Annotated in this window: 22 protein-coding genes; 4 read left to right on the top strand and 18 right to left on the bottom strand. The window is 72.7% G+C overall.

From position 1 onward, the window contains the following. Positions 1-127 precede the first annotated feature (127 nt). Both ACIG5F_RS29595 and ACIG5F_RS29590 read right to left on the bottom strand, forming a co-directional pair. Positions 128-988, bottom strand: a complete 861-nt coding sequence (locus ACIG5F_RS29595; protein WP_396523011.1) for a hypothetical protein — start codon at positions 986-988, stop codon at positions 128-130. Next, positions 981-2000: a MerR family transcriptional regulator gene (locus tag ACIG5F_RS29590; protein WP_396523009.1), complete on the bottom strand. Its 1020-nt coding sequence runs from the start codon at positions 1998-2000 to the stop codon at positions 981-983. The genes ACIG5F_RS29595 and ACIG5F_RS29590 overlap by 8 nt, the downstream gene beginning before the upstream one ends. A gap of 210 nt (positions 2001-2210) precedes the next feature. Between ACIG5F_RS29590 and ACIG5F_RS29585 the strand changes: the two genes are divergently transcribed. Both ACIG5F_RS29585 and ACIG5F_RS29580 read left to right on the top strand, forming a co-directional pair. After that, complete coding sequence (locus ACIG5F_RS29585) at positions 2211-2510, top strand: WhiB family transcriptional regulator (protein ID WP_396523007.1); 300 nt, start codon at positions 2211-2213, stop codon at positions 2508-2510. Positions 2511-2618: 108 nt separating this feature from the next. Continuing rightward, the gene (locus ACIG5F_RS29580; RefSeq protein WP_396523005.1) at positions 2619-2864 is read left to right on the top strand and encodes a PLDc N-terminal domain-containing protein; all 246 of its coding nucleotides are present in this window, start codon (positions 2619-2621) and stop codon (positions 2862-2864) included. Between the two features lie 66 nt (positions 2865-2930). On the opposite strand, the gene groL is transcribed toward ACIG5F_RS29580, so the two are convergent. The 5 genes from groL to tsaB all read right to left on the bottom strand — a co-directional run bounded on the left by groL (position 2931) and on the right by tsaB (position 7284). Then, positions 2931-4553: a chaperonin GroEL gene (groL, locus tag ACIG5F_RS29575; RefSeq protein ID WP_396523003.1), complete on the bottom strand. Its 1623-nt coding sequence runs from the start codon at positions 4551-4553 to the stop codon at positions 2931-2933. A gap of 85 nt (positions 4554-4638) precedes the next feature. Continuing rightward, on the bottom strand, positions 4639-4932 hold the full coding sequence (groES, locus tag ACIG5F_RS29570; RefSeq protein ID WP_211765059.1) for a co-chaperone GroES: 294 nt from the start codon (positions 4930-4932) through the stop codon (positions 4639-4641). A gap of 140 nt (positions 4933-5072) precedes the next feature. After that, a complete protein-coding gene (tsaD, locus tag ACIG5F_RS29565; protein WP_396523000.1) occupies positions 5073-6128 on the bottom strand; it encodes a tRNA (adenosine(37)-N6)-threonylcarbamoyltransferase complex transferase subunit TsaD in 1056 nt (351 codons plus the stop codon). Further along, positions 6125-6607 (bottom strand): ribosomal protein S18-alanine N-acetyltransferase, encoded by a 483-nt coding sequence (gene rimI / locus ACIG5F_RS29560; RefSeq protein ID WP_396522998.1) that lies wholly within the window; start codon positions 6605-6607, stop codon positions 6125-6127. Before rimI ends, tsaD begins: the two co-directional genes overlap by 4 nt. After that, positions 6604-7284, bottom strand: a complete 681-nt coding sequence (gene tsaB / locus ACIG5F_RS29555; RefSeq protein ID WP_396522996.1) for a tRNA (adenosine(37)-N6)-threonylcarbamoyltransferase complex dimerization subunit type 1 TsaB — start codon at positions 7282-7284, stop codon at positions 6604-6606. The genes rimI and tsaB overlap by 4 nt, the downstream gene beginning before the upstream one ends. Before the next feature lie 56 nt (positions 7285-7340). Here tsaB and ACIG5F_RS29550 point away from each other — a divergent pair, with 56 nt between their 5' ends. Further along, positions 7341-8759, top strand: a complete 1419-nt coding sequence (locus ACIG5F_RS29550) for an acyl-CoA synthetase (protein WP_396522994.1) — start codon at positions 7341-7343, stop codon at positions 8757-8759. A gap of 69 nt (positions 8760-8828) precedes the next feature. Here the strand turns inward: ACIG5F_RS29550 and tsaE are convergent, their stop codons facing one another. From tsaE to glmS, 7 genes are all read right to left on the bottom strand, one after another. Next, positions 8829-9296 (bottom strand): tRNA (adenosine(37)-N6)-threonylcarbamoyltransferase complex ATPase subunit type 1 TsaE, encoded by a 468-nt coding sequence (gene tsaE / locus ACIG5F_RS29545; protein WP_396522992.1) that lies wholly within the window; start codon positions 9294-9296, stop codon positions 8829-8831. Continuing rightward, the gene (locus ACIG5F_RS29540) at positions 9278-10381 is read right to left on the bottom strand and encodes an alpha/beta fold hydrolase (protein ID WP_396522990.1); all 1104 of its coding nucleotides are present in this window, start codon (positions 10379-10381) and stop codon (positions 9278-9280) included. Before ACIG5F_RS29540 ends, tsaE begins: the two co-directional genes overlap by 19 nt. Continuing rightward, positions 10378-11520 (bottom strand): alanine racemase, encoded by a 1143-nt coding sequence (gene alr / locus ACIG5F_RS29535; protein WP_396522988.1) that lies wholly within the window; start codon positions 11518-11520, stop codon positions 10378-10380. The genes ACIG5F_RS29540 and alr overlap by 4 nt, the downstream gene beginning before the upstream one ends. Before the next feature lie 72 nt (positions 11521-11592). Next, the gene (locus ACIG5F_RS29530; RefSeq protein WP_396522986.1) at positions 11593-12015 is read right to left on the bottom strand and encodes a PIN domain nuclease; all 423 of its coding nucleotides are present in this window, start codon (positions 12013-12015) and stop codon (positions 11593-11595) included. Beyond that, positions 12006-12212, bottom strand: coding sequence for a type II toxin-antitoxin system VapB family antitoxin (locus tag ACIG5F_RS29525; RefSeq protein ID WP_396522984.1), 207 nt, complete (start codon positions 12210-12212; stop codon positions 12006-12008). The genes ACIG5F_RS29530 and ACIG5F_RS29525 overlap by 10 nt, the downstream gene beginning before the upstream one ends. Positions 12213-12267: 55 nt before the next feature. Further along, positions 12268-13692, bottom strand: coding sequence for an NAD(P)H-hydrate dehydratase (locus ACIG5F_RS29520; RefSeq protein ID WP_396522982.1), 1425 nt, complete (start codon positions 13690-13692; stop codon positions 12268-12270). Positions 13693-13705: 13 nt separating this feature from the next. Continuing rightward, a complete protein-coding gene (glmS, locus tag ACIG5F_RS29515; protein ID WP_396522980.1) occupies positions 13706-15553 on the bottom strand; it encodes a glutamine--fructose-6-phosphate transaminase (isomerizing) in 1848 nt (615 codons plus the stop codon). A gap of 146 nt (positions 15554-15699) precedes the next feature. On the opposite strand from glmS, the gene ACIG5F_RS29510 reads away from it, so the two are divergent. Continuing rightward, positions 15700-16536 (top strand): alpha/beta hydrolase, encoded by an 837-nt coding sequence (locus tag ACIG5F_RS29510; RefSeq protein ID WP_396522978.1) that lies wholly within the window; start codon positions 15700-15702, stop codon positions 16534-16536. 7 nt (positions 16537-16543) lie between these two features. Here the strand turns inward: ACIG5F_RS29510 and ACIG5F_RS29505 are convergent, their stop codons facing one another. From ACIG5F_RS29505 to glmM, 4 genes are all read right to left on the bottom strand, one after another. After that, entirely contained in the window at positions 16544-16936 is a 393-nt protein-coding gene (locus tag ACIG5F_RS29505) for a hypothetical protein (RefSeq protein WP_396522976.1), read from the bottom strand. Positions 16937-16991: 55 nt separating this feature from the next. Further along, a complete protein-coding gene (locus ACIG5F_RS29500) occupies positions 16992-19934 on the bottom strand; it encodes a WXG100 family type VII secretion target (protein ID WP_396522974.1) in 2943 nt (980 codons plus the stop codon). After that, positions 19934-20251, bottom strand: coding sequence for a type VII secretion target (locus tag ACIG5F_RS29495; protein ID WP_396522972.1), 318 nt, complete (start codon positions 20249-20251; stop codon positions 19934-19936). The genes ACIG5F_RS29500 and ACIG5F_RS29495 overlap by 1 nt, the downstream gene beginning before the upstream one ends. 152 nt (positions 20252-20403) lie before the next feature. Beyond that, on the bottom strand, positions 20404-21738 hold the full coding sequence (gene glmM / locus ACIG5F_RS29490; protein WP_396522970.1) for a phosphoglucosamine mutase: 1335 nt from the start codon (positions 21736-21738) through the stop codon (positions 20404-20406). Between the last annotated feature and the right edge of the window lie 249 nt (positions 21739-21987).

Here is a 21987-nt window from a genome sequence, read left to right as displayed (position 1 = left end):
CCGAGTGACGTTCCATTTCCCCTATCGGACGCGGGGCGGGAAACCTTGACACGATCCGGTGCTTAATCCGTCAAGTAGTTCGCCCGGATGTCCGCCGAGCCGGGTTCCCCGGAACGGAGCAGCGGCGTCACGGCACCCATACGGAGGCCGCCGCGAGCGATCGGGCGGCCGGATCGGCGCGAAGCAACACGCAGCTCAGCACCCCTTTAGCCCGTTCGAGCCATGCCTGCGCCCCATCGGGTCGCATGCCCCCCAACAGCAGTGCGCAGGGCCACACGAGGGGGTGTAGCCCCAAGGCCTCATTGTGACGCACATCACACTCCAATAGGGCTTCAGCTCGCCCTTTCGAGACCGCGTCGTGCAGATTTGCGAGGGTGGCGGCGAGCACCATCCGGGACTTGACGCGGTGCCGGACCGCCCCCGCGGCGGTCGCGAGGGCCACCGCCCGCTCGGCCGGCTCCAGGGCCTCCGCCGGCCGGCCGGCGGCCAAGTCGATCTCCGCCCGAACCCAGTCCAGCCGCACCCGCGACCGCCAGCGATGACGCTCGGTGCCGCCCAGCCGCCCGACCGTGTCGGCCGCCACCACAAGCAGGCGACGGGCCGGGCCGCCGACACCGATCGCGTCCGCCGCCAGACCGGTCAGGGCGTCGGCCAGAGCTCCCGCCGCGTCAACGCAGTCGGGATCGTCGGCCACCGGCGGCACGCCGGCCAGGCGGGCCAGCGCCTCCCCGTCGAGCCGTCGCGCGGCGGCGTGGCCCCCCACCTGGCGGCGCTGGGAGGCCAGCGTGCTCGCGGCCAGTGACGCCAGCACCGGATCGGGGGTGTGCCGCAGCTCGGTCAGCAGTGCGGTGGCGGCGGCGTAGTGGCCCTGCCCGCCGAGCACGACCGCGGCCAGCCAGCGCTGCCGTGGCGTGCCCTGCGCCGCCGCCCGGGACACGTCGGCGCCGGGACTGCTGCCGAAGGCGGCGTCTCGCAGCACCTCATCCATGGGCGCCCAGCAGCACGTACGCGATGCGGTCCAGGGCCGCGGACAGCGAGTCCAGCGGCTCCGCGTGCGGCGGCAGCTTGCTCTGCTGCCAGCCCGGGCCGCCGACGAACAGCCGGATCCGCTGCCGGGTCCGCGGCAGCTCCGTCAACAGAGTGCAGTGGGCATACCTAGGTAGCTGGGCCCAGAGGAACACCGCCGCCGGCGCGATCCGCCGGATGGCCGCTCCCAGTGCATCCGCCGGCAACGCCGCCCCCAGCATCATCGTGCCCACGCCCTTCTGGGCCAGCGCGGCGGCCAGCGCCTGCAACGGCAGGCTGTGTTGCTCCTCCGGCACGCACGCCAGCAGCACCGGCCGGGGATTCACCGGCACCGGCGCGCCGATCTGCGCCGCCGACAGCGCGGCCGTCACGCACTGAGTGAAGAGGTGCTCGACCTCGACGCCCTCACCCGAGTGCCGCCAGCGCTGGGCGATGCCGGTCAGCACCGGGCGGATCATCGAATTCCACGTGTCCAGCACGCCCAGCTCGGCCAGCGCGTCCCGCAGCAGCTGCTGCACCGAGACGGCGTCCATGGCCATCGCCGCCCGGCCCAGCCCCCGGGCCTGCCGGCTCACGCCCGGCAGCCGCAGCACCCGGCCGCCGGTGCTGACCGGCTGCTCGTCGTCCGCGTCGCCGCCGACGATGAGCTCGGGCGGGTCCACCGGCAGCGGCGAGAGGGTCAGCCGCTGGGCCGGCACTGTGCTGCTCAAGGCGTAGCGGGCGGCCTCGGCCGGTGACGCTCCGCGCAGCAGGGCCCGCTGCATGAGTTCCAACCGGGCGATGTCCTGGGCGCCGTAGCGGCGGTGCCGACCGGTCGTGTGATCGGTCGGCCCGAGGCCGTAGCGGCGGTCCCAGGTGCGCAGTGTCGCGGGCGCGACTCCGAGCCGTCTGGCAACTGCCGCAACGGAGAGCATCGGTTCGCCGGCTGCGCGCTCCGCGGGGGCGGGCTCCGGCTGAGTCGTCACGGTGGACATGGTCCGGGCACCTTCTCACGGCGGCAACTCACGTCACGCGGTGTGATCTAGGCCACCAGAGGTGGAGGACCTTGATCACCCGTGAGCAGGAATGAACAACTTCCCCCTCCAACACTCTTGAACAAGTTTTGGCGCGGTTCTACGGTGATCGCAGTTAAGCCATACGGAGCAACCACGATGGGCACCGACCCGGCGAGGAGGCGGTTCTCGATGGCCGACACCCGGAGGCTTCCCGGTCCGAACGCGGACGTCTGGGACTGGCAGCTGGAAGGCAACTGCCGGGGCATGGACAGCGCCTTCTTCTTTCATCCGGACGGTGAGCGAGGCCCGGCCCGATCGCGGCGGGAGGCCCGGGCCAAGGCGGTCTGCCAGAGCTGCCCGGTGCTGGACATGTGCCGGCGGCACGCGCTGGCGGTGCAGGAGCCGTACGGGATCTGGGGCGGCATGTCGGAGTCGGAGCGGGACATCATCCTGAAGTCGAGGCGTCGTCAGCTCGTTCTCACGTCGTAGGTCCCAGGTATGACGGCACGACCATCTTCATGGTGGACGCCCGATGAGAACGGGCACCCCTAACTTCGTCGGTGTAGCCGGGGAACGAAGGGGATGGTTCAGGTGCACGTGGCAGCGATCCAGTTCGCACAGGTCTTCGCCGGGGTGGCGGCGGTCGGGCTGATCGCCCTGGCCATCGCGCACGTGCTGATCGCCGTGGTCGCGGTGCTCAGCGTGATCGCCTCCCAGCAGACGCTGGGCATGAAGGTGGTGTGGTTCCTGCTGATCTGGGCGATGCCGCTGATCGGCAGCGTGCTGTGGTTCCTGGTCGGCCGCCGCGAGCAGCGCAACCAGTGGAACCCGGCGATGCAGTGACTCCAGGACAGGAAGGGGCCCTTCCCGGCAGTGCCGGGAAGGGCCCCTTCCTGTGCTGATCAGACCTCAGTGGCCGTGGCCGTGCCCGTGGCCGTGACCGGCGTCGGCCGGCTCCTCTTCCTTCTTCTCCACGACGGCGCTCTCCGTGGTGAGCACCATGCGGGCGATGGAAGCGGCGTTGGCGACCGCGGAGCGGGTGACCTTCACCGGGTCGATGACGCCGGCGCCGACCAGGTCGCCGTACTCCAGGGTGGCGGCGTTGAAGCCCTTGCCCCACTCCAGGTCCGACACCTTGGACACCACGACGGCGCCCTCGAGGCCGGCGTTGGCGGCGATCCAGAACAGCGGCGCGGACAGGGCGTCGCGCACGATGCGCACGCCGGTGGCCTCGTCGCCGGTCAGGCCCAGGTTGTCGGCCAGCTCCTTGGCCGCGTGCACCAGGGCGGAACCGCCGCCGGGCACGATGCCCTCCTCGACCGCGGCCTTGGTGGCGGCGACCGCGTCCTCGATGCGGTGCTTGCGCTCCTTCATCTCGGTCTCGGTGGCGGCGCCGACCTTGATCACCGCGACGCCGCCGGACAGCTTGGCCAGCCGCTCCTGCAGCTTCTCGCGGTCCCAGTCGGAGTCGGTGGCCTCGATCTCCTTGCGGAGCTGCTCCACGCGGGCGGCGACGTCCTCGGACTTGCCGGCGCCGTCGACGATCGTGGTGTTGTCCTTGGTGACGTGCACGCGCCGGACGTTGCCCAGCACCTCCAGGCCGACCTCGGACAGCTTCAGGCCGACCTCGGCCGCGACGACCTGCGCGCCGGTGACGGTGGCCAGGTCGTCCAGGAACGCCTTGCGGCGGTCGCCGAAGTACGGGGCCTTCACCGCGACGACCTTGATGGTCTTGCGGATCGAGTTGACGACCAGGGTGGACAGGGCCTCGCCCTCGAGGTCCTCGGCCACGATCAGCAGCGGCTTGCCGGCCTGCGCGACCTTCTCCAGCACCGGCAGCAGGTCGGCCAGCGCCGAGATCTTCTCGCGGTGCAGCAGGATGTAGGCGTCCTCGTAGACCGCCTCCTGCGTCTCCGGGTCGGTGGCGAAGTAGGCGGAGATGTAGCCCTTGTCGAACTGGACACCCTCGGTGATCTCCAGCTCGGTGGCCAGCGTCGAGGACTCCTCGATGGTGATGACGCCGTCCTCGCCGACCTTCTCGATGGCCTCGCCGAGCAGCGCGCCGATCGAGGAGTCACGCGAGGAGACCGTGCCGACCTGGGCGACGTTGTCGCGGCCCTTGATCGGGGTGGCCTTGTTCTTCAGGAACTCCACCACGTGGTCGACGGCGGCCTGGATGCCGCGGCCCAGCGAGGTGGGGTTGGCGCCGGCGGCCACGTTGCGCAGGCCGACCCGGACCAGGGCCTGGGCCAGCACCGTCGCGGTGGTGGTGCCGTCGCCGGCGATGTCGTTGGTCTTGGTGGCGACGCTCTTGGCCAGCTGGGCGCCGAGGTTCTCGTACGAGTCCTCGAGCTCCACCTCGCGGGCCACGGTCACGCCGTCGAGGGTGACGGTCGGGCCGCCGAACTTCTTGTCCAGCACGACGTGCCGGCCGCGCGGGCCGAGGGTCACCTTGACGGCGTCGGCCAGCTTGTTGACGCCGCGCTCCAGAGCCCGACGAGCGTCCTCGTCGAAGCTGATCTGCTTGGGCATTACGAGCCTTTCTCAGGTCCTTGAAGACACAAGAGCCCCGGCGGCCCGGAGTGGGCCGCCGGGGCGCCTGAGCGGAACAGCGACGTCAGTTGATGACGGCCAGCACGTCGCGCGCGGAGAGGATGAGGTACTCCTCGCCGTTGTGCTTGAGCTCCGTGCCGCCGTACTTCGAGTAGACGACGACGTCGCCGACCGCGACGTCCAGCGGGATCCGGTTGCCCTTGTCGTCGATGCGACCCGGGCCGATGGCCAGGACCTTGCCCTCCTGGGGCTTCTCCTTGGCGGTGTCCGGGATGACAAGACCGGAAGCGGTCGTCGTCTCGGCCTCGTTGGCCTGGACGAGGATCTTGTCCTCGAGCGGCTTGATGTTCACGCTCACCGGGGTGACCTCCACGGTCGTCGAAAGCGTTGGCAGGTACCGACGGCGCCTGCCACCCCGCCGTCGCGGGGGCCGGGGCGGTAGTTGGTGCCGTGCGACTAGCACTCTACCCATGCGAGTGCCAGCGCATCAACCGACCCTCACAGGATCTGCACCTGTGAGACCGGCAGGCCCGGATCGGTGGCCAGGTCCAGGCCCGAGGGCTCGGCGCCGGCCGCCACCAGATGCGCGCCGACGGCGGCGATCATCGCCCCGTTGTCGGTGCACAGCCGGGGCCGCGGCACCCGCAGGGTGATGCCGGCGGCGGCGCAGCGCTCGGCCGCCAGCCCGGACAGCCGGGAGTTGGCGGCCACGCCGCCGGAGATGACCAGCGTGTCCAGGCCGAGGTCCTTGATCGCACGAATGGCCTTGCCGGTCAGCACGTCGGCCACCGCCTCCTGGAACGAGGCGGCGACGTCGGCCAGCGGGATCTCCAGGCCGTCCCGCTCGCGGTTCTCCACCCACCGCGCGACGGCGGTCTTCAAGCCCGAGAACGAGAAGTCGTACTTGGCGTCGCGGGGACCGGTCAGGCCACGCGGGAAGGCGATGGCGCAGCCGTTGCCGGTCTTGGCCAGCTTGTCGATGGGCGGGCCGCCCGGATACGGCAGGTCCAGCACCCGCGCGACCTTGTCGTAGGCCTCGCCGGCGGCGTCGTCGATGGTGGAGCCGATCTCGGTGATCTTGCCGGCCAGGTCCTCGACCAGCAGCAGCTGCGAGTGCCCGCCGGAGACCAGCAGCGCCACGCAGGGTGAGGGCAGCGGGCCGTGCTCCAGGGTGTCGGCGGCGACGTGCCCGGCCAGGTGGTTCACCCCGTAGAGCGGCTTGTCCAGGGCGGCGGCGTAGGCCTTGGCGGCCGAGACGCCGACCAGCAGCGCGCCGGCCAGCCCGGGCCCGGCGGTCACGGCGATGGAGTCCACGTCGTCCAGCGTCATGCCGGACTTCTCCAGCGCCCGGGACATCGTCGGGATCATGGCCTCCAGGTGCGCCCGGCTGGCGACCTCGGGCACCACGCCGCCGAAGCGGGCGTGCTGCTCGACGCTGGAGGCCACCTCGTCGGCCAGCAGCTCGATGGTCCCGTCCGCGCCGAGCCGGACGATGCCCACCCCGGTCTCGTCGCACGAGGACTCGATGCCCAGCACGATCCGGTCGCCGGTCACGACTTCTCCTCCTGTCGCACCGCCGCGGGGCGGCCCATGGTGTACGCGTCCGCGCCGGACGGCTGGTAGTACCTGCGCCGCAGCCCCAGCTGCTCGAAGCCGCGCGACTTGTACAGGGTGATGGCCCGCTCGTTGTCGGTGCGGACCTCCAGGAACACCGGCGCCGCGACCTCGTCGGCCCGAGCCAGCAGAGCCTCCAGCAGCGCCTTGCCCACGCCCTTGCCCTGCCACGCGTCGTCCACGGCGATGGTCTGCACACTGCCCTCGAAGTCGGGCGCGCGGCCGTTGAGCGCCAGCCCGGCGTAGCCGACGAGCTGGCCTTCCTCGTCGTACGCGCCGAGGTAGTAGTGCCCGTTGTCCAGCTCGGACCGGAACGCCCGCTCCCGCCACGGGTCGTCGCCGGAGAACAGCCGGCGCTCCAGCTCCGCGCAGCGCGCCGCGTCCCGATGGCGGAGCGCGGCCAGGGTGAAGCCACTCACGGCTGTGTCACCCGCTTGCGACCGGTGGGCACCACGGCGTCGGGCCGGCGCAGGTAGAGCGGGGTCATCGGGCCGGGCTCGGCCTTGGCCAGCAGGTCCGCGGCGGCCACGGCGACCAGGCCGTGCGGCGACGGGAACGGGGCCAGCGCGATCGGCCGGTCCAGCACGTCGGCGTACATCTCGGCGCCCTGCCCGGCGGCGCTGGCCACGTCCAGCGCCGGCAGCCGCGCGGCCACGTCGGCCGGCTTGTCCACGTGCGGGCCCTCGACCCGGGCGCCGGTCTCGTCGTAGACGGCCCAGTAGACCTCGCGGCGGCGCGCGTCGGTGGCGACCAGCAGCCGGTGGCCGCTGCGGGCCTCCGCGGCGATGGCGTCGACGGTGGGCACCGGATACACCGGCTTGCCCAGGGCCTGCCCGAGCGCCGCCGCTGTGACCATGCCGACACGGAGCCCGGTGAAGGGGCCGGGGCCGCTGCCGCAGACGATCGCGTCCACGTCGGCCATGGTCCGGCCGGCCTCGGCCAGCGCCTCCCGCAGGTGCGGGATCAGCAGCTCACCGTGGGCCCTGGCGTCGATGGTGACGCGCTGCGCCAGCGTCCGTGGCACCGCGTCGGCGTCGAGCTGGACCACTCCGGCGGTGACGGCGGGGGTCGCGGTGTCGATCGCAAGCACTAGCACGGTCGTCAAGGGTACGACCATCATCGGAACGGACTTCGACCTGAGGGGCTGATGGGATGTTGCTGCCGGCGCTGGCCGAGCCGACGGACGCCGAGGCGATCGTGTTCGGCGACCGGAAACTGACCTACCGCGAGCTGGCCGGCACGGCCGCCGCGATCGCCAAACGCCTTGGCAGCGGCCGGGTCGCGGTGTGGGCGACCCCCACGCTGGAGACCTGCGCGGCGGTGGTCGGGGCCCTGGCGGCCGGGGTCGCCGTGGTGCCGATCAACCCCAAGGTCGGCGAACGTGAGCTGGAGCACATCCTGGCCGACAGCGCGCCGTCGGCCGTGCTGACGGCCCCCGGCGTGGAGCTGCCCGGCGGCCTGGCGGCGTTGCCGCGCCTGGATGTGGATCTCTCCGTGCGGGCCGAGGGCCTGCCGCCCGAGCCGGACGAGGAGGCGCCGGCGTTCATCGTCTACACCTCCGGCACCACCGGGCCGCCCAAGGGCGTGGTCATGCCGCGCCGGGCCATCTCGTCCAATCTGGACGCGCTCGCGGCGGCCTGGGAGTGGACCGCGGCCGACGTCGTCACCCATGCGCTGCCGATCTTCCACGTGCACGGTCTCGTGGTCGGCGTGCTCGGGCCGCTGCGGCGCGGCGGGGCCGTGCACCACCTCGGCAAGTTCGACTCGGCGGCCGCCGCGGCCGAACTGGCCGGGCCGGCGACGATGATGTTCGGCGTTCCGACCATGTACCACCGGCTGGCCGCCGACGTGGAGGCCGACCCGGAGCTGGCCAAACAGGTCGCCCAGGCCCGGCTGCTGGTGTCCGGCTCGGCCGCGCTGCCGGCGACCTGCCACGACCGCATCGCCAAGGCCACCGGGCAGCGGATCGTGGAGCGCTACGGCATGACCGAGACGCTGATGAACTGCAGCGTCCGGGCCGGGGGCGAGCGCCGCCCCGGCACCGTCGGCACTCCCGTGGACGGAGTTTCCGTGCGGCTGGTCGACGACGCCGGCGCCGTGATCGAGGCCAGCGACGACGCCACCATCGGCGAGATCGAGGTCCGTGGCCCCAACCTGTTCCTGGAGTACCTCAACCGCCCCGACGCCACCGCCGAGGCCCTGCACGACGGCTGGTTCCGCACCGGCGACATGGCCACCCGCGCCGCCGACGGCTACATCCGCATCGTCGGCCGGCGGGCCACCGACATCATCAAGAGCGGCGGCTTCAAGATCGGCGCCGGCGAGATCGAGAACGCCCTGCTGGAGCATCCCGGCGTGGCCGAGGCCGCGGTCGCCGGCCGTCCCGACGACGACCTCGGCGAGCGCATCGTGGCCTGGGTGGTGCCCGCCTCGCCGACCCCGACCGCCGAGGAGCTGATCGAGCACGTGGCCCGCCTGCTCACCCCGCACAAGCGCCCCCGCGTGGTGAACTTCGTCGACTCCCTGCCCCGCAACGAGCTCGGCAAAGTTACCAAACGAGCCCTCCCCTAACCCCCTTTGTCGCCACATGCGCTTCCTATGTGGCATCAGAGCCCACATAGGAAGCGCATGTGGCAAAAATCAGGGGAGTTGGCGGGTTGTCCAGGTACCGTGCGGGTGGAGCTCCGCCACCCGGACGTCGTCGTCGAGGCGGGTGAGGCGGATCAGCAGGTGGTCCTCGGACAGCCGCTCGGCCACGCCTTCGCCCCACTCCACCACCACGGCGGCGTCCACCAGCTCGGTGTCCAGGTCCAGGTCGTCCAGCTCGTCGAGGTGGCCGCCGAGCCGGTAGGCGTCCACGTGCACCAGCGCCACGCCGCGCTCCCCGGCCCGGTGCTCACGGGCGATCACGAACGTCGGCGAGCTGACCCGGCCCTTGACCCCGAGTCCCTCGGCGATGCCCCTGGTCAGCGCCGTCTTGCCGGCCCCGAGGGGACCGGACAGCAGTACCAGGTCGCCGGCCCGCAGCAGGCAGCCCAGCCGCCGGCCGAACTCGACCGTGTCCGCCTCCACCGGCAGCCGGAGTTCCTTCACGCCCGTTTCCACCATCGCCGTCCACTCGTCTCGCCGTCCGCACAGCTGCGCACCAGTTCCACCAGGTGGCCGGTGACCAGGTCGGCCTGTTCCAGCATCACCATGTGGCCCGCCCCGTCGGCCCGGACCAGCTCGGCCTCCGGCAGCTCGGCGGCGATCGCCTCGGCGTGCCGGAACGGCGTGAGCCGGTCGGCGTCGCCGGACAGCACCAGCACCTTGCAGTGCCGCAGGCCGGCCAGCGCGGCGTAGCGGTTGTGCGAGCCCAGGGTACGGACGAAGTCGGTGATGGCCGCCAGCGAGGTGCCGTCGATCATCGTGTCCATCAGGTCGACCAGCTTGGGACTGACCTCGCGGTCGCCGAAGGCCAGGCCGCGGATGGCGCTCCAGGTGAGCTGCCCGCCGGCCTTGCGGGCCCACTCGACCAGGCCGGGCTGCCAGTGCGCGAGCAGGCCCAGGCCCCGGGTGGCGGGATTGTGCCGGGACAGCAGCGGGCGGGGCAGGCCAGACGCGCCGACGTCGCCGGCCGAGGTGCCGATCAGCGCCACGCCGCGGACCCGCTCCAGGAACAGCTCGGGCCGCTGCTCGGCCAGGGCCATGATCGTCATACCGCCCATGGAGTGCCCGGCCAGCACGATCGGGCCGTCCGGCGCCAGCGCCCGCAGCACGGCGTCGAGATCGCGGCCCAGCTGCTCGATGGTGCTGGACTCGGCGGTGGCCTTGCCGGAACGGCCGTGGCTGCGCTGGTCGTAGAGCACCAGGCGGACCCTCGGGTCGACCATCTTCGCCAGGTCGCGGCGCTGGAAGTGCCAGCAGCGGCGGTCCAGCACGAAGCCGTGCACCAGCACCACCGTCAGAGCCGGGGAGCCGCCGTCCTCCGGATCGACCTCCTCGCATGCGATCGGCAAGCCGTCGTCGGCCGCGACCGTGCACTCCCGGCTCGGGCGTAACTGGCCGAGCGGCTCGTCCTCGTGCGGGTCGTCGGCCTCCCGGCGCTGCCGGGCGATGCGGGCGTTCTGCGCCGCCGCCCCCAGCACCAGGCCGGTCGCCGCCGCGCCGACCACGCCACCGGTGACCCCGGCGGCCTTCAGCCACGGCTTCATCGGCTGCCGCCGACGTAGGTGCGCCGCACCCTCGGCCGGTACATGCCGGTGACGATCTCGTAGTCGATCGTGCCGGTCCGGTCGGCCCACTCCCGGGCCGTCGGCTCGCCGTGCGCGCCCGGGCCGAACAGGATCACCTCGTCGCCGTCGGCGATCGGGTCGTCGCCGCAGTCCACCACGATCTGGTCCATGCAGACCCGGCCCACGACCGGACGCCGCGTGCCGCCCAGCCAGACCTCCATCTGGCCCGACAGCGCCCGCGGCACGCCGTCCGCGTAACCGACCGGGACCAGCGCCAGCGTGGTGTCCTGGTCGGCCGTCCAGATGTGGCCGTAGGACACCGACTCCCCCGCCGGCACCCGGCGGGCCAGCGACACCGAGGAGCGGAAGGTCATCACCGGCCGCAGGTCGGCGCTGCCCGGGACCGGGTTCAGGCCGTACACCGCGATGCCCGGGCGCACCAGGTCGAAGTGCAGGTCCGGGCGGGTCAGGGTGGCCGCCGAGTTGGCCAGGTGGCGCAGCGGGCGCAGGCCAGCGTCCACCACCACCTTGTACGCCTCGTCCAGCCGGGCCGCCTGCCGGTCCATCGAGGGGTGGCCCGGCTCGTCGGCGTTGGCCAGGTGCGACCACACCGCCGCGATCTCGATCGTGCCCTCCTCGTGGGCGCTGGCCGCCGCCTCCACCAGCGCCGGCCAGTCCGCCGGCTGCGCCCCGCCGCGGGTCAGGCCCGTGTCGATCTTCAGGTGCACCCGGGCCTCCTGGCCGACCGCCCGGGCCGCCGAGTTCACCGCCCACAGCTGGCGCAGCGAGGACACCGACAGGTGGATGCCGGCCGCCACCGCCGGGCCGAAGTTGTCGTCCACCGTGTGCAGCCAGCAGAAGATCCGGGCCTGGATGCCGGCCGCCCGCAGGGCCAGGGCCTCGTCCACCGAGGCCACGCCCAGCCAGGACGCCCCCGCCGTCAGGGCCGCGTTGCCCACCGCCACCGCGCCGTGCCCGTAACCGTCGGCCTTGACCACGGCCATCGTCTGCGCACCCGAGTGACCCGCCAGCCGCGTCAGCAGCTCGACGTTGTGCTTCACCGCGTCCAGGTCGATCCGAACCTCGGCCCGCGGAAGGGGATTGTGCTGATCAGCCATAACGCGTTCATGGTGACACAGGCCCCCGACACCCGGCCGGGTCACGGCCACCGAACGGGCTACCTCACACCCTCAGTCGCCCGCCCCCGGCGGCACCACCCACCGCGTCGGCTGATCGGTGATCGCCGCGATGTGGTCGTAGTCGACGTCGTAGTGCAACAGCACCACCCCATGCCGCTCGGCCGTCGCGGCGATGAGCAGGTCCGGCAGTTTCACGCCTCGGTGTGAGCCGCGCCGGGCCAACGCCTCCTGCACCTCGACGGCGCGCTGCCACGCCTCGTCGGGAGTGGGCAGGCGTTCGAAGCCGACTTCCAACTGGGCGCGGCGGCTCTCGTAGTCGTCCTTGTTGCGCGCCGAATACAGGATCTCCAGCTCAACCATCGAGCAGATCGCGACCAGTCCGGCCTCGACCAACGGTCCGAGGAACTCGTACACCACCGGCTTGTGCAGCCGGGCCAAGGCACTCGTGTCCGCCAGGTAGCGGGCTACCGCCACGCCTCACCCCGTGCCTCCGGGTCGGCGAGATCCGCGAAGGCCCCACCCCGCGCGGCGGCGAGGAAGCTCCGCCGCGCCTGGAGCGCGACGACCTCCGCCAGGGCGGCGTTGATCGTGGCCTTCTTGGTGCCGGTGCCGAGCGCCTGCTGGGCCTGAAGCAGTAAGGCGTCGTCGAGATCGATCAGGGTGCGCGTCATGACAGACCTCCTCCGCGTATATACGTTTACCAGTCTAGCGTATATACGCGGCAGGTCACAGGCCTCGGATGTGGCGGATGGCGTCGGGGATGGCGGCCTGGAGGTGGGAGGCGGGGGCGGGGGCGCCGCCGGCGGCGAGGTCGGCGGCGAGCTCGTGGACGTAGGCGGCGCAGCCGGCGGCGAGCCAGGGGTCCTCGCCGGCGGCGAGGAGGGCGCCGATGAGACCCGAGAGGACGTCGCCGGAGCCGGCGGTGGCGGGCCAGGAGGAGCGGGACTGGTTGACCAGGACCCGGCCATCGGGGGCGGCGACGACGGTGGAGTGGCCCTTGAGCAGGACGACGGCCTGGAAGCGGGCGGCGGCGCGGCGGGCGGCGGCGATGCGGTCGGGGCCGACGTCGCCGGCGAGGCGGGCGAACTCACGGTCGTGGGGGGTGAGCACGACGGGGGTGTCGGGGTCGCGGGAGTCCCACAGGGTGGGGTCGCCGGCGAGCAGGGTGATGGCGTCGGCGTCGGCGCAGACGGGCACGCCGGCGGAGAGGACCTCGGCCAGCACGCCCCGGCCGGCCTTGCCGGTGCCGAGCCCGGGCCCGACGACCCACGCCTGCACCCGGCCGGAGTCGCCGACATGGCCGGTGGCGACGACCTCGGGCCACCGGCTGCGCACGATCTCCGCCGCGCTGCCGGCATAGCGGACCATGCCGGAGGTGGCGAGGATGGCGGCCCCGGTGGCCAGCACGGCGGCCCCGGGATAGGTCTCGGAGCCGGCGGCGATGCCGGTGACGCCCTGGGTGTACTTGTCGTCGTGCGGACCGGGCACGGGCCACGCGTCGGCGACGTCGTCGGTGTCGAGCAGCACGGCGTGCGGCTCGTCCAGGTCGTCGCCGATGCCGATGTCGACGACGCGGACGGCGCCGGCGGCGATGGCGCCGGGACCGACCACGTGGCAAGGCTTTCGGCCGCCGAAGGTGACGGTGACGTCGGCGGTGACGTGCGGACCGTCGACGGCGCCGGTGTCGGGGTCGACCCCGCTGGGCAGGTCGACGGCGACGACGGGGGCGGTGATCGACTCGACCAGGGCGGCGGCGTCCGGACGCAGGGATCCCTTGGCGGACAAGCCGATGATGCCGTCGACGACGATGTCGGCCGCGGCCACCGAGTCCCCGAGGCGGCCGCCGGCCCGGCGGAAGGCGGCCAGCCCGGCGGCGTGGGCCCGCTCCGGCGCCAGCAGCACGGCGGTGACGGAAACCCCGCGCCGGCAAAGGAAAGCGCCGGCCCACAGGGCGTCGCCGCCGTTGTTGCCGGCCCCGACGAGCAGCCCGACGCGGCGGCCGGACGTGCCGCCGGTCCGCTCGGTCAACAGCGCGAGCACCTCGTTGGCCACGGCGTACGCGGCGATCCGCATCAGCCGGCTCTCCGGCACCCTGGTGAAGACCCGCTGCTCAGCCGCCCGAACCTGGTCGGCAGTCCACACGCCCCGCATCAAACAGCCTCGATCACTCGACGGTCACGGACTTCGCGAGGTTACGCGGCTTGTCGACGTCGTACCCGCGACTGCGCGCGATCTCGGCCGCCAGCACCTGCAACGGCACGCTGGACACCAAGGGCTGCAACAGGGTCGGCACGGCCGGTACCTCGATCAGGTGGTCGGCGAACGGCTTGACCGTGTCGTCGCCCTCCTCGGCGATGACGATGGTCCGCGCGCCCCGGGCCTGGATCTCGCTGATGTTGGACAGCAGCTTGCTGTGCAGGACCGCGCGCCCCTTGGGCGAGGGCATCACGATCACGACCGGGAGCTGGTCCTCGATCAGCGCGATCGGCCCGTGCTTGAGCTCGCCGGCGGCGAAGCCCTCGGCGTGCATGTAGGCCAGCTCCTTCAGCTTCAGCGCGCCCTCAAGGGCCACGGGGAAGCCGACGTGCCGGCCGAGGAACAGGATCGCCTTGGAGTCGGCCAGCTCCCGGGCCAGCTCCCGGACCTGCCCGACCGTGCCGAGGGCGTGCTGCACGGCGGCGGGCATGGCCTCCAGCTCGTGGAACTCGCGGGCCACCTCGTCCGGGTACTTGGTGCCACGGGCCTGAGCCAGGGCCAGGCCGACGAGGTAGTTGGCGGCGATCTGGGCCAGGAACGTCTTGGTCGCGGCGACGCCGATCTCCGGGCCGGCGTGGGTGTAGAGCACGGCGTCGGACTCGCGCGGGATCTGCGCCCCGTTGGTGTTGCAGATGGCCAGCACGCGGGCCTTCTGCTCACGGGCGTGCCGCACGGCCTCCAGGGTGTCGGCGGTCTCACCGGACTGGGAGATGGCCACCACCAGGGTGTCGCGGTCCAGCACCGGGTCGCGGTAGCGGAACTCGCTGGCCAGCTCGCACTCCACGGGCAGCCGGGTCCAGTGCTCGATGGCGTACTTGGCGACCAGGCCGGAGTGGTAGGCGGTGCCGCAGGCGACCACGAAGACCTTGTCCACGTCGCGCAGGTCCTGGTCGGCCAGCCGCTGCTCGTCGAGCACGATGCGGCCGTCGGCGAAGTGGCCGCGCAGCGTGTTGGCCAGCGCCTCCGGCTGCTCCTCGATCTCCTTGAGCATGAAGTAGTCGTGGCCGCCCTTCTCGGCGGCCGACAGGTCCCAGTTGACCTGGAACGGCTTGGCCACGACCGGCTCCCCGTGGAAGTCGGTGACGTCGTAGCCGTCCTTGGTGATCACGACGACCTGGTCCTGGCCCAGCTCGACGGCGTCACGGGTGTGCTCGATGAACGCGGCCACGTCGGAGGCCAGGAAGGTCTCGCCGATGCCGACGCCGACCACCAGCGGCGAGGACCGCCGGGCGGCGACCACCTTGTCCGGCTCGTCGGCGTGGGTGACGACCAGGGTGAACGCGCCCTCCAGCCGCCGGCACACGGTGCGCACGGCCGCGGCCAGGTCGCCGTCGTAGATCCGGGCGATCAGGTGGGCCGCGGTCTCGCTGTCGGTGTCGCTGGCCAGCTCGACGCCGTCGGCCTCCAGCTCGGCCCGCAGCTGCGCGAAGTTCTCGATGATCCCGTTGTGCACCACGGCGATCCGGCCGGTGGTGTCCCGGTGCGGGTGCGAGTTGCGGTCGATCGGCGCGCCGTGGGTGGCCCACCGGGTGTGGCCCATGCCGGTGCCGCCGGTCAGCGTGTCCCGGCCGACCTCGTCCAGCCGCGCCTCCAGGTTGGCCAGCCGGCCGGCCTTGCGCTCGACCGCCAGGCCGCCCTCGCCGTCGAGAACGGCGACGCCCGCCGAGTCGTAGCCCCGGTACTCCAACCGGCGCAACCCGTCCAGGACCACGTCGAGAGCCGGGCGATGACCGGTGTAACCCACGATTCCGCACACGAAGGTACAGGGTAGCTAGACCATCATCCGGTTGCGACGAGCCGGGTTGTTTCCGGTCACACCTGGTCAGAAGCATGATCGGAATCGATTTGGTGTAGACCAATGCTGATCATTCGGCGCGACCGGCCATCCGGTACGGTCCGGGTATGGCGCGACGCAAGCCGTTGACCGCGAAGCAGGCGCTCACCGAGCTCAGCCGGCCCGGTCCGCACGGCGTGCGCCGCGGGGACCTGGCGCTGGTCGGGCTGCCCGGCACCCTGTTCACCCCGCGCGGCGGCCTCGGCCTGCCGGCGGTGGCGTTCGGGCACGCCTGGCTCCAGCCGCCGCAGCGCTACCTGGGCCTGTACCGGCACCTCGCGTCGTGGGGCGTGGTCGTGGCCGCGCCGGCCACCCATCGCGGCCCGCTGGCCTCGGCCCGGCTGTTCGCCGGCGACCTGCGGACCGCGCTGGACGTGGTCTCCGGGGTACGGCTGGGCGACGGCGACCTCGGCGTCGACGCCGACAAGCTGGCGGTCGGCGGGCACGGGGCCGGCGGCGGCGCGGCGGTGCTCGCGGCGGCCGAGGACGAGCGGGTCCGCGGCGTGTTCACCGTCGCCGCGTCGGAGACGCACCCCTCGGCGGTGGAGACGGCCCGGCGGTGCCTGATGCCGGCCGTGCACCTCGCGGCCGAGGAGGACCTGATCGCGCCGCCGGTCGGGCACGCCGAGGCGATCGCCCAGAACTGGGGCGGCCCGGTGCAGCTGCGCACCATCGCCGGCGCCAACCACCTCGGCTTCGCCGAGGGCCGGCACTGGAGCGAGCTGTTGCTCAGCGGCCGCGGCGAGGCCAGGACGCAGACCGTGGCCAAGGCCTTGATCACCGCGTTCCTGTTGCGGCAGTTGAACGGCGACCGCACCTACGACGCGCTGCTGTACGGGGACGTGAAGCGAGCCCCCGTCGACTACCAGCGCGCCGGCCGCACCTTCCGCCAGGCCGTCCAGTAGCCGGCGATCACTCCATCCAGCGCTGGTTCGAGTAGTCCTCGTCATCGTCGTCGTACACCGGGCGCGCGGCGCGACGCGGCGTCGGACGTGGCGGTGGCGTGACCTCGGGCATCTGGAACGACGGCGCGGCCGGCGGGTTGTAGTCGTCCTCGGAGTCGTCGAAGAAGGTGTACTTCTCCTCGCGGATCTCCTGCACGGGCCGCGGCGCGACCCGGCCGCTCTCGGCCGCGTCGCGCTTCTGTTTGGCCTCCGCCAACGCTTTCTGCGTGGCTTCCTTGTTTTCCTTGATGGCGGCGGCGAACTTCTTCTCGGACTCGGCCCGCTGCCGCTGCACGTCCTCGCGCAGCTGCCGCATCTCCCGCACCGCGGTGTCCGCGGCGACGGCTGCCTGGTAGCTCACCGCGACACCCCGCTAAGGCTCGATGTCCGCGTTCGGTCTGCGCCGGATGACTCGCTCACGGCCGCCTCCCCTCGTCCTCGCCGAGCACGCCGTTGATCCGGCTCACGCCGGCCTGGCCGGTGTCGTCGAAGACCGCGCTCGGCGTCCGCCACGCCGCGTTGGTGCTGCGTTCCTGGTCCTCGGCGGCGTTCTGGCCGCCGCCCATGGCGCCCATCATCGGCATGCCGCCCATCGGCGCGCCGGCCGGCGTGGCCTGCGGTGTGCCGCCGATCTGGGCCAGCCCCGCGTCGCCCGGCGCGCCGGCCTGGTCGGTCGAGGCCATGCTCGGCGCCCCGGCGGCGTTGTGCGCGGTTTCCCAGGCGCTGTGGTGCATTCCGCCCTGGCTGCCGATCATGGAGTGGCTGCCGTCGGCGCCCATGTGCCACGCCGACGCGCCACCGGTGTCGGCGGCCACGCCCGTGGTGAACGACGCGGCGGCGACCGTGGTGGACGCCGGTGCGTCGTCGAACAGGCTGCCGGAGAAGCGGCCCTGGTCCGGCTGATCCGACGGCCCGAAGTCGAACGTGCCGGCATCGGCCGCCGCCGGCGCGGTCCAGGCCGGCATCGGGACGTCGTCGGGCAGCGCATGCGCCGGGCCCGTGGCCGCCGGCCCGTCATCCGGCAACGCGTGCGCCGGGCCGGCCGCCGGCACGTCGTCCGGGGCCGTCCAGCCCGCGGTCCCGGTGCCGGCGTGATCGCCGCCGAGCGGCCCCGCGTCGTGGGCCAGCGGCTGGTTGATCGGATGTTGGCCGACGGCGATCGGCTGCTCCGGCATCTGGTGGCCGGGAGCGGGCTGCCCCGGAACGGCCTGCCCCGGATCGTGCTGGCCGGGGATCTGCTGGCCGGGGGCCGGCTGGGTGCTGATGCCCGAGTCCGCGCCCGCCGGGTGCGTCGGGGCGGCCGTCGGACCGTCGGTGTTGTTGTAGTCGATGGTGTATGTGTGCGGCGGCTTGCCGGTGCCGTCGTCGACGGACACCTGCACCTCGCCGGGGATCTTGCCCTGCTGGGCGGTGATGGTCAGGTCGCCGTCGTGGATGACGGCCTTGCCGTCCGCGCCGGCCGGGGCCGGGATGGAGCCGTCCGGGTTGACCCCCGGCTGCCCCGGCACACCGGCACCCGGCACCCCGCCATGCCCAGGGACTCCGCCGCCCGGCATGCCGGCCACGCCGGTCTGGCCCACGCCGGTCTGGCCCATGCCGCCCTGGCCCGGAACTCCGGCCTGCCCCGGGTACTGGCCCGCCGCGCCGGGAACCCCGGCCTGGCCCGACAACCCGGTCTGGCCTGGAACCCCGGTCTGGCCCATGCCTGGCTGGCCTGGCACACCGCCCTGGCCGGCGAGGCCGGCGACCGCCGGGTTGTTGGCGACCTTGCTGAAGTCGACGTCGTAGGTCTTGGCCGGCTTGCCGTCGCCGTTGTCCACCTTGATCTTGACGTGGCCCTGGCCGTCCGGGCTGTCGACCTCGATGGTGTTGTCGCCGTCCTGGATCTTCACCGACTCGGCGCTCTGCGGCGCGGTCGGCGTCGGGATCTGCGGGGTGGTCGGCGGGGGCGCGGCCGCGGGCTGGGTCGGGGGCATGGCGCCGCCCCCGCCGGCCGAGCCGCCACCACCCATGCCGCCACCGCCGGAGCCACCGCCCCCGGTGCCCCCGCCGCCGTTGCCGCCGCCCCGGCCGGCGGTCTTGGTCGGACCGCCCTCGGGCACCGGCGACAGCCCGGAGAACGGACTCGAGTTGATCGACTCGGCTGCCGTGATCAGGCCCTGGAAGGCCTGCTTGATGCCGGCGTCCGCGGTGGCGGAACCCTGTTGCAGCAACTGAAGGTTCTGCTCGAACGGGTCCTTGAAGCCGGCGTCGAGCACCTTCTGCACCAGTCCGGCGATGAACTTCAGGAACTGGTCCTCGGCCCAGCTCAGGCACCACAGCACGGCCTCGGCGATGGTGGCGCAGACGTACATCGCGGCGTCCATCAGCGCGCCGCCCGGGAACTCGAAGCCGATCGCTTCGGCCAGACCGTCCTTGAGCTTGTTGACCAGGTCGTCCAGGCCCATCTCCATCTTGTAGATGCCGATCAGCACCACGAGGTCCGGAATGGTGTACTGGATCTTGCCGAAGTCGATCTGGTCCAGGGTCTGGCCGTAGGCGTCGACGATCTTCTTGGCCGCCGCGGTGCTGGACGTGATGGCCTGGCTGAGCTTGTCCAGGTCGCTGTCCAGCGTCTGCGACTTGCTGCTGAACTGCTGGATGTAGGAGCCGAACGCGTTGGCCGCGTCGCCCTGCCACGAGCTGCCGACGACCCCGGTGACCTTGCTGTTCATCTCGTCACGGGACTTGACGAAGTCGGCGCCGACCTTGTCCAGCTGCTGCGCGGCCTGTGCCAGCTTGCCGTAGTCGATGCCCCGGGGCTGGTCGAACGGCTTCTGGATGTCGTTCTCGAAGCTGAGGCTCTTGCCGGTGTAGAGGTTGTAGTAGCCGATGTACGGCTTGAAGCCGTCGCGCTTGTCGGCGTGGGCGTCGCAGACGTCGTCGGAACGGCCGCTCAGGTCGCCGTCGTCGCCGCCTTCGCCCGCGTCTCCGCCGTCGCCACCATCGCCGCCGTCCCCACCGTCCCCACCGTCGCCTCCGTCGCCTCCGTCCCCACCGTCGCCGCCGTTGCCACCATTCCCACCGTTGCCGCCATCGCCGCCGGTCCCGCCGTCACCACCACGGCCGGGGGCGCCATCACGACCGGGCGCGCCGTCACGGCCGTCCGCGCCGTCGTCGCCCTTCTTGCGGGGCGGCTGATTGGGGTCGTCTTCCTCGCCGGCGCCCTTCTTGCGGGGCGGCTGCTTCGGGTCGTCCTCTTCGCCGCTGTCCTTCTTGCGCGGCGGCGGGGTGTCGGGGTGGGTGTCCTTGTGCTGCGGGGGCGGGTTGTCGGGGTGGGTGTCCCGACCGCCGCCGGGCCTGCGTGTTCTTCCGCTCATCAGGCGCCCCCTCCGGCCGACTGGATCGAGGACGCATTCGAGGAATCGGTGTCGGCGTAGTTCTTGGCGGTCGCGTTCAATCCGGCGCAGATGTCCTCGGCATGGGAACCGAAGTCCTTCATGTTGGCGCTCAAGGTCTGCACGGCCTTCATCGCCGCGTCACCGGCCTGCGGGCACGACTTGCCCGTCAGATCCCCGGTGATGTGCACCGAATCCAGCGCGGTGCGATATCCGGCGACGGTTGTCTCATCGAGGTCTCGGAAGTACGAACCGAGAGTCGTGATCGCGCCGCCGTCGGCCTTGACGCTGCCCGACATGATCTTTGCCCTCCCCTGGCTCCCTGCTGTGGACGACTACTCGGACTCCGCGGGGCGCGTTTCGGTTCCGCCCGCGGCCCATGCCGATGCGTCGCACACTATTACAGAAACCGGACAGGTCAGGTCGCTATCACCGAAGTGGGGACCGGCCCTCAGCCGACGGCGGAGACGACCTCGGCGAGCCGGGTCGCGGCCCCGTGGGCCTCGTCCTGGCTGGGGGCCTCGACCATCACCCGGACCAGCTGCTCGGTGCCGGACGGCCGCAGCAGCACCCGGCCGGTCTCGCCCAGCTCGGCGGTCACCTCGGCGACGGCCTGGCTGACGGTCTCGGCCACCGCGACCGCGGCCTTGTCGGCGACCCGGACGTTGATCAGCACCTGCGGCAGCCGGCGCATCACGCCGGCCAGCTCGCTGAGCGGCTTGCCGGTGGCGGCGACCCGGGCCATCAGCCGCAACGCGGTCAGCAGGCCGTCGCCGGTGGTGGCGTGCGAGGGCAGAATCACGTGGCCCGACTGCTCGCCGCCCAGCGAGTAGCCGCCGGCCCGCAGCTCCTCGACCACGTAGCGGTCGCCGACCGCGGTGGTGAGCAGCCGCACACCGTGCTCCTTCATGGCCAGGTGCAGGCCCAGGTTGCTCATCACGGTGGCGACCAGGGTGTCGTCCTTGAGCTCGCCGGCGTCCTTGAGGGCCAGCGCCAACACCGCCATGATCTGGTCGCCGTCCACCTCGGCGCCGGCGCCGTCCACCGCGAGGCAGCGGTCGGCGTCGCCGTCGTGGGCGATGCCCAGGTCGGCGCCGTGTTCGAGGACCGCGGCCTGCAACACGTCCAGGTGGGTGGAGCCGACGCCGTCGTTGATGTTGAGGCCGGTCGGCTCGGCGTGGATGGCGATCACCTCGGCCCCGGCCCGGCGGTAGGCCTGGGGCGCGGTGGTGGAGGCGGCGCCGTTGGCGCAGTCCACGACGATCTTGAGGCCGTGCAGGTCGTGCGGGGTGGAGACGAGCAGGTGGTCGATGTACCGGCTGACCGCGTCGGGCACGTCGGTGACCCGGCCGACGCCCGCGCCGGTGGGCCGGCCGCTGGTCTGGCCCAGCCGGGCCTCGATCTCGTCCTCCAGCTCGTCGGACAGCTTCAGGCCGCCCTTGGCGAAGAACTTGATGCCGTTGTCGGGCATCGGGTTGTGCGAGGCGGAGATCATCACGCCCAGGTCCGCGTCCAGCTCGGCGACCAGGAAGGCCACCGCCGGGGTGGGCAGCACACCCAGCCGCAGCACGTCCGCGCCGGCCGCCGTGAGGCCGGCCGTGACCGCCGCCTCCAGCATCTCGCCGCTGGCCCTCGGGTCCCGCCCCACCACCGCGACCGGCCGGTGCGTGGTGTCGTGCTCGGCCAGCACCCGGGCCGCGGCCGCGGCCAGCGAGAGCGCCAACTCCGGGGTGAGGTCGGCGTTGGCCATACCGCGGACGCCGTCGGTGCCGAACAGGCGGGACATGGACGCTGCTACCTCCGGGGCGGGGGACGTGAGGGATCGCCAGACTACAAAGGAGGCGCACAAGCACCGCCGGGGGTTGCCTTACGACTGCGGGCTGCCACGCCGGATCGGGGTCCGGGGCGGAGCCCCGGCGTGGGGGCCTGGGGGCCGTGCCCCCAGAAGACACCGAAAGGCGGGGGGGGGGGGGGGGGGGGGGGGCCCCCCCCCCCCCCCCCCCGGGGGGGGGGGGGGGGGGGGGGGGGGGGGGGG

Source organism: Kutzneria sp. NPDC052558 (genome assembly GCF_044547355.1).
GTDB lineage: Bacteria > Actinomycetota > Actinomycetes > Mycobacteriales > Pseudonocardiaceae > Kutzneria.
Note: the sequence above shows the minus strand (reverse complement) of the source record. Positions and strands in the feature narration are given on the sequence as shown.

Bases quoted from the DNA above. Each gene is read 5' to 3' on its own strand.
- ACIG5F_RS29595 (WP_396523011.1), bottom strand. From the start codon at position 988: ATGGATGAGGTGCTGCGAGACGCCGCCTTCGGCAGCAGTCCCGGCGCC.
- ACIG5F_RS29590 (WP_396523009.1), bottom strand. From the start codon at position 2,000: ATGTCCACCGTGACGACTCAGCCGGAGCCCGCCCCCGCGGAGCGCGCA.
- ACIG5F_RS29585 (WP_396523007.1), top strand. From the start codon at position 2,211: ATGGCCGACACCCGGAGGCTTCCCGGTCCGAACGCGGACGTCTGGGAC.
- groL (WP_396523003.1), bottom strand. From the start codon at position 4,553: ATGCCCAAGCAGATCAGCTTCGACGAGGACGCTCGTCGGGCTCTGGAG.
- ACIG5F_RS29550 (WP_396522994.1), top strand. From the start codon at position 7,341: ATGTTGCTGCCGGCGCTGGCCGAGCCGACGGACGCCGAGGCGATCGTG.
- tsaE (WP_396522992.1), bottom strand. From the start codon at position 9,296: ATGGTGGAAACGGGCGTGAAGGAACTCCGGCTGCCGGTGGAGGCGGAC.
- ACIG5F_RS29540 (WP_396522990.1), bottom strand. From the start codon at position 10,381: ATGAAGCCGTGGCTGAAGGCCGCCGGGGTCACCGGTGGCGTGGTCGGC.
- alr (WP_396522988.1), bottom strand. From the start codon at position 11,520: ATGGCTGATCAGCACAATCCCCTTCCGCGGGCCGAGGTTCGGATCGAC.
- ACIG5F_RS29525 (WP_396522984.1), bottom strand. From the start codon at position 12,212: ATGACGCGCACCCTGATCGATCTCGACGACGCCTTACTGCTTCAGGCC.
- ACIG5F_RS29520 (WP_396522982.1), bottom strand. From the start codon at position 13,692: ATGCGGGGCGTGTGGACTGCCGACCAGGTTCGGGCGGCTGAGCAGCGG.
- ACIG5F_RS29510 (WP_396522978.1), top strand. From the start codon at position 15,700: ATGGCGCGACGCAAGCCGTTGACCGCGAAGCAGGCGCTCACCGAGCTC.
- ACIG5F_RS29500 (WP_396522974.1), bottom strand. From the start codon at position 19,934: ATGAGCGGAAGAACACGCAGGCCCGGCGGCGGTCGGGACACCCACCCC.
- ACIG5F_RS29495 (WP_396522972.1), bottom strand. From the start codon at position 20,251: ATGTCGGGCAGCGTCAAGGCCGACGGCGGCGCGATCACGACTCTCGGT.
- glmM (WP_396522970.1), bottom strand. From the start codon at position 21,738: ATGTCCCGCCTGTTCGGCACCGACGGCGTCCGCGGTATGGCCAACGCC.